The sequence below is a fragment of the Clostridium sp. 'deep sea' genome (assembly GCF_014931565.1).
Taxonomy (GTDB): Bacteria; Bacillota; UBA994; order PWPR01; family PWPR01.
Map to the genome: position 1 here is coordinate 2077374 of NZ_CP063353.1, position 14837 is coordinate 2092210.

Sequence of the window (14837 nt, forward strand, 5' to 3'; positions counted from 1 at the left end):
TGCAAATAGGCAAGAAAATAGGGTTAATTTTAGATATAAACAAGCTTTAGTCTATTTTTGCATTACATATTTTTCCTATTTTTTTTTAATTTTGCTTATTATTATGGGAAATTAATCGGAAATAAAATACGGAATGAAAATTATACTTAAGGATAAATTTTAATTTTATAAGAGGTAAAATTTTAGTTATTAATAAGCTGTAACAATTTAATCTAACTCTACTCTATAACATAAAAAACTGCTCGCTTAAAAGCGAGCAGTTTTTTTTATATATATTATAAGTTCACAATAAGCAGGTAACTAACCAATTAATCCGAGCCATTCACCTAATAAGAATTGTACACGACCAATCATAAGACTCATACGACCCATAACTGCGTTTCCAAATAAAGCACCAAAAGCAATCATCATAATGTAACGACCAACTTTACTACTCGCATTAAACACTTTATTGGTATTTTTACGAGTAAAGTAGAAGAACATTAATACAGATAATACACCAAATACAATAACAATATTATCTAAACTTGTTAATGGAACCATTGTAGCTTTAACCTGGTCAATAATTTGAGCACCAATTGTACCTTTAATTGTTAAACCAGTACCAATACCTACTAACATAGCTAGTGGATAACGAGACATCCACATTGCACCTTTAATAAAACGAGTATATAACATTAAACCAACTACTAAAGGAATAATTTTCTTTAAATCTCCGTTTCCGATTGGAGTAATCGCTGTTGTTTTTAGTGATTCCCAACCCAGTACAACTGAGTGAGCAGCACCAATACCTACGTAAACGTGCTCTACAAAACGGTAAAACGGATTCTCTTTAATTGCAAAAGACATTAATCCTAGAGTGCCTAAAGCGGCAACCCATGTACCTAACATTTCCATTTATTCGTACCCCCTTATCTCTTCTTCCTATCAGGATTTGTGAAATAAGCAATATTTCCAAGAAGAATAAAGACTATTACGGTTAAGTGTGAGAAAGATAGTGAGTCCATAGAAGCTGTAGCAGGACCTGGATCATTCATCATCATTTCATACTCAGCAGCACCACGTAGTCCGTTTAAGTAACCTTTAACCTGACCAGCATTATAATAAGGAACGTTACCAGCAACTGATACTGAGTTCATTCCTGCTACAAATTCTGTACCATATACTGTAACAACTTGGCGTACATGTTCAGGAACACCAGGAGTACCTGAGCCAAAGCACACAAATAGTTTAAAATCATTTGCATCCTTAATATTTTTCATCATAGGAATACTACTTATAGCATTGCCTTGTCTATCTGTTGAAAAAGCAGAATGGATATCTTTAGCAAACGCAGAGATAGCTGTTTCAGCACCAGCAATATATCCTAAGTTAACGTAATCTTCGCCATAAACCTTGTCATGAGTTCCTTCAAGTTCTTTTTGGAACTTCTCAGCAAATAATGGACCTGATGGCCAAAATGCCACATTTACTATTTTAACACCAGGTTTTGAGAATACATGTTTCATAACTGCTTTCGCTTGTGGGTCTAGCTGAGCAGATCCACTTGGAGAGTAGTCAAAAGACATTGCTACAACATCACCAGGCTGTAAAGCTTCAACTTTGTCATAGAAACTCTGAGATGCATCGTTTATAGAAAATGGCAATCCAATAGGCTTAAGCAATGGAATAGCTAATGCTAAGAATACGAGTAAATAAATAATTCGTCGATCTACATTCTGTAAATATTTCATTAGTTATACCCTCCTTCTACTCTTCGCCGCCGCCAAGGTGACCGCGCTCAATACCCATAAGAATACGAAGACCTAACGCAATAGCACCTATACCAGCACCGATCATAATACCACGCTGAGCAGCCATGTTTGGTACGTCCATAATCCAAGACTTAACTGTTGCAAAGCCAGACCAAATCGATTCTCCGATTGGGGCGTTACCTAACATTACAATTGTAGCTGCTACTAATAAAATTGCTGAGTCAACTGAACGAGCAGTAAATGCACGATATGCAGCTGAAGCAATCCAGAATGATAGTAAAGCATACATTGTAGCTCCTAATGGTGTCATAATGTTATCAAAACCAAAAGTATATAATTCTCCAGAAGAAGTATTAATTAAACCAATAATAGTTTGTACTATCATAACTAGAAGTAAAGCTAAAGAGTTATACCATTCGCCTCTGCGAAGCATTATTCTACGCATATGAACACGAATTAAGTTAACAGCAGCTAAACCTAAAGCTATCGAAGCAATAATTGTTCCCCAGTTTTGGATTTCTGTTGAGGCTTTGCTCATAAATCCAATAGAGAAGAATCCGTCTATTATAATAATAAGTGCAAAAACAAAAGTTAACGCTATCATTAATCCTTGTGATTTCATAATTATCTAGCTCCCCTTCCTATTTACCCAATAAATCTTTTAGGGAAGTAACACCAAATGTTGTGGTTAAAACACCAGCAACAAGTAGCACCATAACGTAAAGCTTGCCGATATCCTGTCCTGCAATACTTCCTAATTTAATTGGATTTCCTGAGGCTATAGCACCTGCAGCATATAATTCTTCACCGATTAAAACATAGTCACATGCAGCAACAAAGAAAGGCACCTGTGAAATATTAGCAGAACCAGCAATCTGAATAGCTCCAGCATGGAAACCAGCCTCAGCTATCATTAATGACTCAGCCCAGAAAGCTCCTAATAAAATACTTGCAGCAGCTTTTTCACGTTGAATAACACCCATTACAGCAGCAGCATAAGCAAACTGCTCACTTGATAAATACTGAACGCTATCTTCGTCAAATGCCTCAATATTACCCTCTGACATATATGCTTGACGCACAACTTCTTCGGCTAATGGTAAAACAATTGGCTGACGAATAGATACAAACAATCTAGCACCATAACGTGCTACTAATTTAGCTACTAAACCTAAAGTCTCTAAACCAGCAAATGTTTGAGCAGCAGTAACTCCAGATAAAGGTGCGATACCAGGACTAAAGTGAACCATACGTCCCATTTCTGTAGCACGACCTACAGCCTCTTCAATTGCATCTAAACCAGCGATTGTTCTAATACTAAATACTGTGCCGCCACGGGCCTTTTGAATGTAAAATATGATTGCTCCAGAAATTAAGATTAGAGAAATAAGTTGGAACAAAACTCCAGTTTTCATGAATAGGTCCTCCTCCTAATTATTAATTATTACAATATTTCTATAAAATACTGTATTTGGTTTTTTGTCATCTCCTTTCTATTATGATGCTGATGTAAATTCGACGGTATTTTCATTTCTCCTGCAAACTAATCAAAATATTATAACAATTTTAAATATTTTTTTTAATCTCGCTTTTCAAATAGTTGATTATTACGGATATAATACAATATTATGGATTAATTAATTATATTTTTTTTATAATTAATTATAATTATAATAATTATTTTATATATTACTATTTTTTTTATAAACAAAAAAGCTTATCCATATATGGATAAGCTTTTGGTATTTTATTACTTATTTTAACAATTAACCGAGTAGACCAAGCCATTCACCTAATAAGAACTGTACACGACCGATCATGAGACTCATACGGCCCATAACTGCGTTTCCAAATAGTGCACCAAAGGCAATCATCATCACGTAACGACCTACTCTACTACTTGCGTTAAATATTTTGTTGGTATTTTTACGAGTAAAGTAGAAGAACATTAATACTGATAATAAACCGAATACAATAATGATATTGTCGATACTTGTTAGAGGTAATAATGTTGCTTTAACCTGATCAATAATTTGAGCACCTATTGTACCTTTAATTGTTAAACCAGTACCAATACCTACTAACATAGCTAGTGGATAACGAGACATCCACATGGCTCCTTTAACGAAACGAGTATATAACATTAGCCCAATGATTAAGGGAACAATTTTTATTAAGTTTCCATTTGCGATTGGAGTAATTGCAGTTGTTTTTAGTGATTCCCACCCTAATACAACTGAGTGAGCAGCTCCAATACCTACATATACGTGCTCTACAAAACGGTAAAACGGATTTTCTTTAATTGCAAAAGACATTAAACCTAGAGTGCCAAGAGCGGCAATCCATGTACCTAACATTTCCATTTAAATCTTACCCCCTTATCTCTTCTTCCTATCAGGATTCGTGAAATAAGCAACATTTCCAAGAAGAATAAAGACTATTACAGTTAAATGTGAAAAGGATAACGAATCCATTGAGGCAGTAGCCGAACCTGGATCATTCATCATCATTTCATACTCAGCAGCACCGCGCAATCCGTTTAGGTAACCTTTTACCTGACCAGCATTGTAGTAAGGAATGTTACCAGCTACAGATACTGAGTTCATTCCAGCAACAAATTCTGTTCCATAAACTGTTACAATTTGACGAACAACCTCGGGAACACCAGGGGTACCTGTACCAAATTGAATCATTAAATCAGCATCAGCTGCTGTCTTAATATTTTTCATCATAGGTATACTACTAACATTATTGCCCTGTCTATCGTCAGCAAATGCTTCGTGTATATTCTTAGCAAAAGCAGAGATAGCTGTTTCAGCACCAGCAATATATCCTAAGTTAACATAGTCTTCACCGTAAACTTTATCATGAGTTCCTTCTATTTCTTTTTGAAACTTTTCATTAAATAAAGGACCTGATGGCCAGAAAGATACGTTTACTATTTTCACTCCAGGTTTTGAATATAAGTGCTTCATAACAGCCCTACCCTGTGGGTCCAACTGTGCAGATCCACTTGGAGAGTAATTCCAAAGCATAAATACTACATCACCTGGCTGTAATGCTTCAACTTTATCGTAAAATTCCTGAGATGATTGGTTTATAGAAAATGGTAAACCAATAGGCTTAAGCATTGGAATAGCTAATGCTAAGAAAACGAGTAAATATATAAGTCTTCGATCTACATTCTGTAAAAATTTCATTAGTCAAACCTCCCTCTACTCTTCGCCGCCGCCAAGGTGGCCGCGCTCAATTCCCATAAGAATACGGAGACCTAACGCTACAGCACCTATACCAGCACCGATCATAATACCACGCTGAGCAGCCATATTTGGAACATCCATAATCCATGATTTTATATCTTTGAATCCCATCCAAATAGATTCGCCAATTGGAGCATTACCTAACATAACAATGGTTGCAGCTACTAGTAAAATTGCTGAATCAATAGAACGGGCAGTAAAGGCACGATAAGCAGCTGAAGCAATCCAGAATGATAACAATGCATACATTGTCGCACCTAATGGAGTCATTATATTATCAAAACCGAAAGTATATATTTCTCCAGAAGATGTGTCGACTAATCCAATAACAGTTTGTACTATCATAATTAATAGTAAAGCAACTGAATTGTACCACTCACCCCTACGTAACATTATTCTACGTGCATGGATACGAATTAAGTTAACAGCAGCAAGACCTAAAGCTATAGAAGCTATAATTGTACCCCAAGTTTGAATCTCTGTTGAAGCAGTATTTATAAATCCTAATGAAAAGAATCCATCTATAATAATTATAAGTGCAAAAATAAAAGTTAACGCTATCATTAATCCTTGTGATTTCATAATTTATGGCCTCCCTTCCTATTTACTCATTAAGTCTTTTAGGAAATTCTGGCCTACTGTAGCGCCAGCTACACCTACTAACAATAACAACATAACATATAACTTAGCAATATCTTGTCCTGCGATACTTCCTAATTTTACTGGGTTGCCAGAGGCAATAGCACCAGCTGCATATAATTCTTCACCAATTAAAACATAGTCACAAGCAGCAACAAAGAAAGGAATTTGGTGAATGTTAGCAGATCCAGCAATCTGAATAGCTCCAGCGTGGAATCCTGCTTCAGAAATCATTAGAGATTCAGCCCAAAAAGCACCCAATAATATACTGGCAGCTGCTTTTTCACGTTGAATGATTCCCATAACAGCCGCAGCATAAGCAAACTGTTGACTTGATAAATACTGAACACAGTCTTCATCATAAGCTTCAATAGCACCTTCTGCCATATAAGCTTGACGTACTACTTCTTCAGCTAATGGTAAAACAATTGGCTGACGAATAGAAACAAATAACTTTGCCCCGTAACGAGCAACTAATTTAGCTACCATACCTAATGTCTCTAAACCAGCAAATGTTTGAGCAGCAGTAACACCAGATAATGCTGCAATACCAGGAGTAAAATGTACCATGCGACCCATCTCAGTTGCACGACCAACAGCTTCTTCAATTGCATCTAGGCCAGCAATTGCCCTGATTTTATAAGCTGTACCACCTCTAGCCTTCTGTATGCAGTAAATAATAACTCCAGAGATTATTATTAATGAAAAAAATTGAAACATAACATCAGGTTTCATTAGCGAGTCCACCTCCAAATTTTTTAGCTCAACACACTTAGTTTTCTTTAACAGCTAATTTTGCATCTCACCTTCCTTTCAATATGTTGATGACTATAATTCGACGATTTATTTTTGATTCCTGCTTAATTTTCTAAATATTATAGCAATTTTAAATATTTTTTGTATTAAAACAATTCAATTTATTATGAATATTAGAAAGATTGGTAATTTTTTTTATAATTAGAATGTTTTTAATTAACAATAAATTATAATTAAAATAAAAAAATGGTAATATACTAATATTTATTAAAAAAAAGCCTAACCATAATTGGTAAGGCTTTTTTTAGTATATTTTTATTAATTTTATATTTAGCCAAGTAAGCCGAGCCACTCACCTAGTAAAAACTGAACACGTCCAATCATGAGACTCATACGCCCCATAACTGCGTTTCCAAATAAAGCACCAAAGGCAATCATCATAATATATCGCCCTATTTTACTACTTACATTGAATAGTTTATTTGTATTTTTTCTAGTGAAATAGAAAAACATTAATACTGACAATAAACCTACAAAAATTATAACATTATTAAGTGTGTTTAATGGCTTAATAGATGCCTGTACTTGGTCAATAATTTGAGCACTAATAGTACCTTTTATAGTTAAACCGGTACCAATACCTACAAGAATGGCGAGCGGATAACGAGATAACCACATTTGACCTTTAAAGAAACGGGCAAATAATAGAACCCCAATTACTAAAGGAATAATTTTTAAAAACTCTCCTTGCGTAATCGGTGTAAATGCTGTTGTATTAAGTGATTCCCAACCCATTACCAATGAATGAGCCGCTGCAACACCTACATAAACATGTTCAACCACCCGATAAAAGGGGTTTTCTTTAATTGCGAACGACATCAATCCTAGCGTTCCTAAAGCAGCAATCCATGTACCTATAGTTTGTACCATTATCTTACCTCCCTATCTCTTCTTCTTGTCAGGATTTGTAAAGTAAGCAATGTTACCTATCAAAATAAACATTATTATAGTTAGGTGCGAGAATGATAATGAATCCATAGAAGCGGTAGCTTTTCCTGGTTCATTTAACATCATTTCATATTCTGCTGCACCACGTAATCCGTTTAAATATCCTTTTACCTGACCAGCATTGTAGTAAGGAATATTACCAGCTACCGATACTGAGTTCATTCCAGCAACAAATTCTGTTCCATACACAGATACAATCTGGCGAACAACTTCAGGAACACCCGGTGTACCTGTACCAAACTGGATCATTAAACTAGCATCCGATGCAGATTTTATATTATTCATCATAGGAATATCACTTATATTATTGCCTTGTCTATCATTTGAAAAAGCTTCGTGAATATTTTTTGCGAATGCTGATATTGCTGTTTCACCACCAGCTATATATCCTAAGTTTACATAGTCTTCTCCATAAACCTTGTTATGAGAGCCTTGCATTTCTTTTTGAAACTTTTCATTGAATAAAGGTCCAGATGGCCAAAAGGACACATTTACGATTTTTACTCCTTCTTTAGAGTACAAGTGTTTTAACACAGCTCTACCCTGGGGATCTAATTGAGCTTGTCCACTAGGAGAGTAATTCCATAAAACAAAAACTATATCTCCAGAATTTAAAGCGTCTATTTTATCATAAAAGTTTTGAGACTCAGGGTTAATTGAAAATGGTAGGCCTACAGGCTTAAGCATAGGAACAGCTAATGCTAAAAATACAACTAAATATATGATACGTCGATCGATATTTTGAATTAATTTCATTAGTTTAACCTCTCTCTACTCTTCGCCGCCGCCTAGGTGACCGCGTTCGATACCCATAAGTATTCGAAGACCTAACGCAATTGCACCTATACCGGCACCAATCATAATACCTCTGTTTGCAGCCATATTTGGAACATCCATTATCCAAGTCTTTATGTCTTTAAATCCCATCCAAATAGATTCTCCAATTGGGGCATTACCTAACATTACAACTGTAGCAGCAACTAATAAGATAGCGGAGTCTATAGAACGTGCTGTAAAAGCACGGTAAGCAGCAGAGGCAATCCAGAAAGATAATAATGCATACATTGTTGCTCCTAGTGGAGTCATTACATTATCGAAACCAAATTTGTAAACATCTCCAGTTGTTTTATCAATTAAACCAATTAGTGTTTGTACTATTAATATTAATAGAAGTATTAAAGAGTTAACCCATTCTCCTCTACGGAGCATAATTCTGCGGGTATGAACTCTAATTAAATTTACAGCTGCTAAGCCTAACGCAACTGACGCAATTATAGTACCCCATGTTTGAATTTCAGTAGAAATAATGCTTATTATACCAATGTTAAAAAAAGCGTCTAGAATAATTATTAATGCAAATATAAAAGTTAATGCTATCATTAATCCCTGTGATTTCATTTTACCTGCCCCCCTCCCTACTTATTCATTATTTCAACCATGAAGTCACTGCCAAGTGTTATAGCAATCACACCCACAACCAAAATTATCATTACATAAAGTTTACTAAGATCTTGACCAGCAATACTACCAAGCTTAACAGGGTTGCCTGACGCAATAGCACCTGCAGCATATAATTCCTCACCAATTAATACATAATCACAAGCTGCTACAAAAAAAGGAATTTGATGAATGTTTGCTGAACCCGCAATTTGAATAGCACCAGCATGGAAACCAGCCTCCGCAATCATTAGCGATTCAGCCCAGAAAGCTCCTAATAAAATACTGGCAGCTGCTTTTTCTCGCTGAATGATTCCCATTACAGCAGCAGCATAAGCAAACTGTTCACTTGATAAGTATTGCACACATTCTTGATCATAGGCTTCAACCGCACCCTCAGACATATATGCTTGTTTAACAATTTCCTCTGCCAATGGTAAAACAATAGGAATTCTTATAGAAACAAATAATCTTGCACCATAACGGGCCACTAAACGAGCTACCATTCCCAAGGTCTCTAGTCCTGCAAATGTTTGAGCTGCATTTACACCGTCAACCCCAGCAATTCCTGGAGTGAAATGTACCATTCGTCCCATCTCTGTAGCACGACCAACTGCTTCTTCAATTGCTTCTAGTCCTGCTATTAATCTAATCTTATATTGGGCACCACTATGAGCTCTTTGAATGCAATAAATAATTGCTCCAGAAATTAAGATAAGTGATATAAATTGGAACAATACTTCAGACTTCATAAATGAGTCCACCTCCTAATTTTTTATCCTATACTCTTTATCAGCAACTAAACCTAACATAAACCACCCCCCACTTTAGACTCACTGAGGCTAGTATTTCGACAATTTATATTTATTTCCCTTCTAAATTATCAGAATATTTTAATTATTTAAAAAATTCAGTATATTCTAAATATAAAGATATATTTTTTGCTAATAAAGAACTTTATTTTTTTTACTTTTTTATAGTTATAACAATGTTTTTTATTCCATTACCCGATTTATCATGTACTTTTTTGTAAATAATTAACATTTACATTTAAAAATAAAAAAACAACCAGCTATTTAGCAAGTTGTTTTTTTATTTATGAAATTCCTATGATTAACCAGCTAGATGTAGCCAGTCTATTAATATGAATTTTATTCTACCAATTAGAAGTGTCATTCTACCAAGTACTGTGTTTCCAAATAATGCACCAAAGGCAATCATCATGTATAGTCTTCCAATTTTACTGGTTACACCTAACACTGCCCCAGTACTTCCACCCTTTTTACGAGAGAAGAAGAAGAATAATAATACTGATACTACACCAATTAGCATTAAGAGTGCTTCAATACTATGTACTGGTTTTACTGTATCGATAATTTGGTTTACTATTTGAGACTTAATTATACCTTTAAGTGTTAAACCAACACCAATACCAACAAAAATAGATAATGGATAACTCATTAACCATGATTTACCTTTAATGAAGCGCGAGTACATTAGTAAACCTAAAATAACTGCAAATACTAAATGGTATTTACCTTGTTCTGCAATAGGAACAAAAATTTGAGGCTTAATAGTCTCAATAGATATTACTAAAGAGTGAGCCGTTGCAACACCTACAAATGTGGTCTCAGCAAATCTAAAGAAGGGATTCTCTTTGATTGCAAATGACATTAAGCCAAGTGTACAAATTGCTGCCAATGTATTAATTAACATTATTTTCCACTCCTTCCTTTAACTTTGCGATCTTTGTCAGTAAAATAGCCAATGTTACCAATTATAATAAATAAGATAACCATAATTACAGATAATGATAATGGGTCTTGACTAATACTAGCCTCAGCTCTAACATTCATTAAAGCCTCATAACCAGCTGCACCAACAGATCCGTTTAAATAACCATCCATTTGTCCAGAAGAATAAAATGGTAGATTACTAACCACAGATACTGAGTTCATACCAACTAAATAGTCTAGCTCAAAAGGATCAATTATTTGACGCACTAACTCAGCAGGACCAGGGTTACCTGTACTAAACTCAATAACTAAGTCCAGATCATCACCAGACTTAACATTTTTCATCATTGGTAAATCTTCAATATTATTGTCATCACTATCTTGTGGAAATGTTGCATGAATATTTTGTCCTAAGCGATTCATTGCTGTTTCGCCACCAAGAATATAGCCTAATTTAACATAATCTTCGCCATAAACACGGTTAAATTGATCGCCGTATTGTTTAAAATATTCATCCATAAATATCTTTCCATCTGGCCAGAAATTTACTCCAATAATTTTTACGCCATCTTTACTAAATAAATGCTCTAACATAATTTGTGCTTGTGGACCAATTTGAGCTATACCACTTACACCAAAATCAAAAGATACTAATACTACTTGACCAGGCTGTAGTGCCTCAATTTTATCATAACAGCTCTTTACCTCAGGAGTAGTACCAATAGGTAAGTTTATAGGCTTTAAAACAGGAATTGCTATTGCTACAATAATAATTAGGTAGATTATTCTTCTATCCAAATTTTTTAAATATTTCATTGTATATCCCCCCTATTCGCTGCTGCCGCCAAGGTGACCACGCTCTATACCCATTAAGATACGAACTCCTAGAGCAATAGCACCAACACCAGCACCTATCATTATTCCACGAGAGGCTGCAGCAGTAGGTATCATTTGCAGATATCCAGATATTATAGCGAATGCTGGTGATAAAGAAGCACCAAATGATGTACCACCAATCATTACAATGGCTCCGGAAAGCAATAAAATTGTAGAGTCTATTGATCTAGCTGTAAAAGCACGATATGCAGCAGATGCAATCCATAGACCTAATAATGCATACATTGTAGAACTTAATGGATAATAAGCACTATTTAGTCCAAATGCATACTGCTCACTTTCTGAACCAAAAATCAAACCTATTGAGAACTGGGCAGCCATAACAATTAATAAATATAGTGAAAAATACCATTGCTTTCTTTTTAAAGCAATTCTACGTACATGGATTCTAATTAGGTTTACAGCAGCAACCGCAAAAGCAGCTGTGCTCATTACTGTACCCCAGTTGGTTACATTTTCATCTAGTGTCTTAAGTAATGGTAAATCAATAAATCCGCTTAAAACAATAATAAGTGCAAATACAATAGTTAATACTAAAAATACTGATTTTGAATTCATTTCTTTACCTCCTTTACTTAGTTATTAGCTTTGTAAATGCATCAACGCCAAATGTTGACAGTAATGCACCAATTAGAATAATGACAACTGCATAAACTTTACCAAAGTCTTGGCCAATAATACTGCCAAGCTTAATAGGGTTACCAGATGCAATTGCACCAGCAGCAAAGATTTCTTCTCCAATTAATACGTAGTCACAGGCTGCTACGAAGAAAGGTATTTGAGAAATATTAGCTGTACCAGCAATTTGAATTGCACCAGCATGGAAGCCAGCCTCAGCCATCATTAATGACTCAGCAAAAAACGAACCAATCATAATACTAGCCGCAGCTTTTTCTCTTTGCAAAATACTCATTACAGAAGCAGCATATGCGAACTGGTGAGCAGCTAAGTACTGTACAGATGTGTCATCAAACGCCTCAACTTTGCCTTCAGCCATATAGGCTGTTTTAACAACCTCTTGAGCTATTGGAAATACTAATACGGTACAAAGTGATACAAAAATTTTAGCTCCATATCTAGCTACTAACCTAGCCACATAACCTAGAGTCTCTATACCTGCAAAGGTTTGTGCAGATCTTGTATCTGTTAGTCCTGTAATACCAGGTGAAAAATGAACCATTCTACCCATCTCTGTAGCCCTACCAATAGCCTCTTCAATCGCCTCAAGGCCAGCTATTTGTCTTATATGGTATGTTGCTCCGCCTCTAGCCTTTTGTATAAAATAAATAACTCCAGCAATAATAATTATGAGTGATATAAACTGAAAAATTGCCCCTGTCTTCATAGGGGTTCCACCTCCTAATTTTTTATGTACCTTATACTATATTCACGCTATGTATTATTTAACCAAAATCCCCCTTTCTATATTGCTATTATTAAATTAATTATTAAATTATACTAATTGCTTATTTAAGCAATATTAATAATTAATTTATTGTTTAAACTAATTATAGAATTATTTTACATATTGTACATAAAAAAAATATAAATTAAATATATTTTACAGTTATATATATGCATTATACACAAATATATGGTTTATTTCTATATTATTTTTTGTATTTAATTAATTTAAATGAAATTTTATCCATATATGTAATATGTCTATTGGTTGATATTCTATGTATATGATAATGTGAGATGAAATATTTGTCAATTAATGAACTTAATATTAATGCGGCTTAATCATGTTATTTTACCAGTTTCATGGCTATATTATACTAAATTAATAATGTTTTTAATATAAAATTAAATTTAAAAAAAATTGTTAAAATTCCTTCAATTATAAAGAGAGCAACTTACCTTTTTAAGTCGCTCTCTAAAAGTATTGGTATTAAATTATTTTTGATTAGCCTAAAATATGCAGCCATTCACCTAATAAAAATTGAACTCTTCCAATCATTAAGCTCATTCTTCCCATAACAGCATTACCAAATAGAGCACCAAAAGCTACCATCATTACATAACGCCCTATCTTACTACTTGCATTAAATAATTTATTGGTATTTTTACGCGTAAAGTAAAAGAACATCAGCACTGTTAGAACGCCCAATACTATTATTATGTTGTTTATATTATTTAAGGGCACCAACGTTGCCTTAACCTGATCAATAATATTGGCACCAATTGTTCCTTTTATAGTTAGTCCTGTTCCTATACCAACTAAAACAGCAAGCGGATAACGTGACAACCACATTGCTCCCTTAAAAAAACGAGCGAATAGCAACAATCCAACAATAATCGGTATTAGCTTAAAAAATTTATGGTCCACTATAAGAGGAGTTATAGCTGTTGTTTGTAATGATTCCCAGCCTAAAACAATAGAATGAGCTGCGCCAACACCTACATAAATGTGCTCAACAAATCTATATAATGGGTTTTCCTTTATCGCAAATGACATAAGACCCAAAGTACCTATTGCGGCAATCCATGTTCCTAAAGTTTCCATTTAGATATACCCCCCTATCTTTTCTTTCTACTTGCATTAGTAAAGTAAGCTACATTACCTAGCAGTATAAAGAGAATGACTGTTAAATGAGCAAATGACAAAGAATCCATTGATGCAGCCGCTATGCCAGGCTCTTTTAGTAACATTTCATACTCAGCTGCACCACGTAAACCGTTTAAATACCCCTTTATTTGACCCGCATTGTAATAAGGAATATTATTAGCCACAGACACTGAGTTCATACCTACTATAAAAGGTGTGTCATATACAGTAACAATTTGACGAACATGTTCTGGAACACCTGGTGTACCTGAACAAAATGATACTAGCAAATCAAAATCAGCAGCCGACTTTATTTCTTTTAGCATAGGTATATCTGATAATTTATTACCCTTTCTATCCGTAGAAAATGTAGCATGAATACTTTTACCAAAGGACGATATTGCTGTCTCAGCACCTGCCACATAACCTAAGCTTACATAATCTTCTCCGTATTGTTTATCGTGTGTTCCTTCAATTTCACTTAAGAACTTGTCAGCAAATAACGGACCTGAGGCCCAAAAAGATACTATTACTACTTTAATATCAGGCTTAGAAAACAAGTGTTTTATTACCGCTCTTGCCTGAGGGTCAAGCTGCGCAGATCCACTTGGTGAATAATCAAACGATACGGCAACAACATCTCCCGGTTGCAATGCCTCTACTCGATCATAAAATTTATTAGAAGAATCATTGATTGAAAAAGGCAACCCTATTGGCTTTACAAGAGGAAATGCTAAAGCAACAAGAACAAGTAAGTATATAATTCTTCTATCTATATTTTGTAAAAATTTCATTAGCT

General features: G+C 34.6%; 18 protein-coding genes. All 18 read right to left on the reverse strand.

Going from position 1 to position 14837, the window contains the following annotated elements; genetic code table 11:
* Positions 1-300 precede the first annotated feature (300 nt).
* On the reverse strand, positions 301-897 hold the full coding sequence (locus tag IMX26_RS09530) for a hypothetical protein (protein WP_195158159.1): 597 nt from the start codon (positions 895-897) through the stop codon (positions 301-303).
* A 14-nt stretch (positions 898-911) separates the two neighbouring features.
* Positions 912-1733 (reverse strand): hypothetical protein, encoded by an 822-nt coding sequence (locus tag IMX26_RS09535; RefSeq protein ID WP_195158160.1) that lies wholly within the window; start codon positions 1731-1733, stop codon positions 912-914.
* 16 nt (positions 1734-1749) lie between these two features.
* Entirely contained in the window at positions 1750-2376 is a 627-nt protein-coding gene (locus tag IMX26_RS09540) for a hypothetical protein (protein ID WP_195158161.1), read from the reverse strand.
* A 19-nt stretch (positions 2377-2395) separates the two neighbouring features.
* Positions 2396-3169, reverse strand: a complete 774-nt coding sequence (locus tag IMX26_RS09545) for a DUF6754 domain-containing protein (protein WP_195158162.1) — start codon at positions 3167-3169, stop codon at positions 2396-2398.
* Positions 3170-3520: 351 nt separating this feature from the next.
* Positions 3521-4117 (reverse strand): hypothetical protein, encoded by a 597-nt coding sequence (locus IMX26_RS09550; protein ID WP_195158163.1) that lies wholly within the window; start codon positions 4115-4117, stop codon positions 3521-3523.
* A gap of 15 nt (positions 4118-4132) precedes the next feature.
* Positions 4133-4954 carry a hypothetical protein gene (locus IMX26_RS09555; RefSeq protein ID WP_195158164.1) on the reverse strand — a complete coding sequence of 274 codons (822 nt, stop codon included), beginning with the start codon at positions 4952-4954 and terminating at the stop codon, positions 4133-4135.
* 15 nt (positions 4955-4969) lie between these two features.
* Positions 4970-5596 carry a hypothetical protein gene (locus tag IMX26_RS09560; protein WP_195158165.1) on the reverse strand — a complete coding sequence of 209 codons (627 nt, stop codon included), beginning with the start codon at positions 5594-5596 and terminating at the stop codon, positions 4970-4972.
* An 18-nt stretch (positions 5597-5614) separates the two neighbouring features.
* Positions 5615-6388, reverse strand: a complete 774-nt coding sequence (locus tag IMX26_RS09565) for a DUF6754 domain-containing protein (RefSeq protein WP_195158166.1) — start codon at positions 6386-6388, stop codon at positions 5615-5617.
* Between the two features lie 351 nt (positions 6389-6739).
* Positions 6740-7339 (reverse strand): hypothetical protein, encoded by a 600-nt coding sequence (locus tag IMX26_RS09570; RefSeq protein WP_195158167.1) that lies wholly within the window; start codon positions 7337-7339, stop codon positions 6740-6742.
* A gap of 12 nt (positions 7340-7351) precedes the next feature.
* Positions 7352-8173, reverse strand: coding sequence for a hypothetical protein (locus IMX26_RS09575; protein ID WP_195158168.1), 822 nt, complete (start codon positions 8171-8173; stop codon positions 7352-7354).
* Positions 8174-8188: 15 nt separating this feature from the next.
* Positions 8189-8815: a hypothetical protein gene (locus tag IMX26_RS09580; RefSeq protein ID WP_195158169.1), complete on the reverse strand. Its 627-nt coding sequence runs from the start codon at positions 8813-8815 to the stop codon at positions 8189-8191.
* Positions 8816-8832: 17 nt separating this feature from the next.
* A complete protein-coding gene (locus tag IMX26_RS09585; RefSeq protein WP_195158170.1) occupies positions 8833-9606 on the reverse strand; it encodes a DUF6754 domain-containing protein in 774 nt (257 codons plus the stop codon).
* Positions 9607-9967: 361 nt separating this feature from the next.
* Positions 9968-10570: a hypothetical protein gene (locus tag IMX26_RS09590; protein ID WP_195158171.1), complete on the reverse strand. Its 603-nt coding sequence runs from the start codon at positions 10568-10570 to the stop codon at positions 9968-9970.
* Positions 10570-11406, reverse strand: a complete 837-nt coding sequence (locus IMX26_RS09595) for a hypothetical protein (RefSeq protein ID WP_195158172.1) — start codon at positions 11404-11406, stop codon at positions 10570-10572. The genes IMX26_RS09590 and IMX26_RS09595 overlap by 1 nt, the downstream gene beginning before the upstream one ends.
* Positions 11407-11418: 12 nt before the next feature.
* Positions 11419-12045: a hypothetical protein gene (locus IMX26_RS09600; protein ID WP_195158173.1), complete on the reverse strand. Its 627-nt coding sequence runs from the start codon at positions 12043-12045 to the stop codon at positions 11419-11421.
* A 13-nt stretch (positions 12046-12058) separates the two neighbouring features.
* Complete coding sequence (locus tag IMX26_RS09605; protein ID WP_195158174.1) at positions 12059-12832, reverse strand: DUF6754 domain-containing protein; 774 nt, start codon at positions 12830-12832, stop codon at positions 12059-12061.
* Positions 12833-13396: 564 nt separating this feature from the next.
* A complete protein-coding gene (locus IMX26_RS09610; protein WP_195158175.1) occupies positions 13397-13996 on the reverse strand; it encodes a hypothetical protein in 600 nt (199 codons plus the stop codon).
* 14 nt (positions 13997-14010) lie between these two features.
* Complete coding sequence (locus IMX26_RS09615) at positions 14011-14832, reverse strand: hypothetical protein (protein WP_195158176.1); 822 nt, start codon at positions 14830-14832, stop codon at positions 14011-14013.
* Positions 14833-14837 lie beyond the last annotated feature (5 nt).

Bases quoted from the DNA above. Each gene is read 5' to 3' on its own strand.
- IMX26_RS09530 (WP_195158159.1), bottom strand. From the start codon at position 897: ATGGAAATGTTAGGTACATGGGTTGCCGCTTTAGGCACTCTAGGATTA.
- IMX26_RS09535 (WP_195158160.1), bottom strand. From the start codon at position 1,733: ATGAAATATTTACAGAATGTAGATCGACGAATTATTTATTTACTCGTA.
- IMX26_RS09540 (WP_195158161.1), bottom strand. From the start codon at position 2,376: ATGAAATCACAAGGATTAATGATAGCGTTAACTTTTGTTTTTGCACTT.
- IMX26_RS09545 (WP_195158162.1), bottom strand. From the start codon at position 3,169: ATGAAAACTGGAGTTTTGTTCCAACTTATTTCTCTAATCTTAATTTCT.
- IMX26_RS09550 (WP_195158163.1), bottom strand. From the start codon at position 4,117: ATGGAAATGTTAGGTACATGGATTGCCGCTCTTGGCACTCTAGGTTTA.
- IMX26_RS09555 (WP_195158164.1), bottom strand. From the start codon at position 4,954: ATGAAATTTTTACAGAATGTAGATCGAAGACTTATATATTTACTCGTT.
- IMX26_RS09560 (WP_195158165.1), bottom strand. From the start codon at position 5,596: ATGAAATCACAAGGATTAATGATAGCGTTAACTTTTATTTTTGCACTT.
- IMX26_RS09565 (WP_195158166.1), bottom strand. From the start codon at position 6,388: ATGAAACCTGATGTTATGTTTCAATTTTTTTCATTAATAATAATCTCT.
- IMX26_RS09570 (WP_195158167.1), bottom strand. From the start codon at position 7,339: ATGGTACAAACTATAGGTACATGGATTGCTGCTTTAGGAACGCTAGGA.
- IMX26_RS09575 (WP_195158168.1), bottom strand. From the start codon at position 8,173: ATGAAATTAATTCAAAATATCGATCGACGTATCATATATTTAGTTGTA.
- IMX26_RS09580 (WP_195158169.1), bottom strand. From the start codon at position 8,815: ATGAAATCACAGGGATTAATGATAGCATTAACTTTTATATTTGCATTA.
- IMX26_RS09585 (WP_195158170.1), bottom strand. From the start codon at position 9,606: ATGAAGTCTGAAGTATTGTTCCAATTTATATCACTTATCTTAATTTCT.
- IMX26_RS09590 (WP_195158171.1), bottom strand. From the start codon at position 10,570: ATGTTAATTAATACATTGGCAGCAATTTGTACACTTGGCTTAATGTCA.
- IMX26_RS09595 (WP_195158172.1), bottom strand. From the start codon at position 11,406: ATGAAATATTTAAAAAATTTGGATAGAAGAATAATCTACCTAATTATT.
- IMX26_RS09600 (WP_195158173.1), bottom strand. From the start codon at position 12,045: ATGAATTCAAAATCAGTATTTTTAGTATTAACTATTGTATTTGCACTT.
- IMX26_RS09605 (WP_195158174.1), bottom strand. From the start codon at position 12,832: ATGAAGACAGGGGCAATTTTTCAGTTTATATCACTCATAATTATTATT.
- IMX26_RS09610 (WP_195158175.1), bottom strand. From the start codon at position 13,996: ATGGAAACTTTAGGAACATGGATTGCCGCAATAGGTACTTTGGGTCTT.
- IMX26_RS09615 (WP_195158176.1), bottom strand. From the start codon at position 14,832: ATGAAATTTTTACAAAATATAGATAGAAGAATTATATACTTACTTGTT.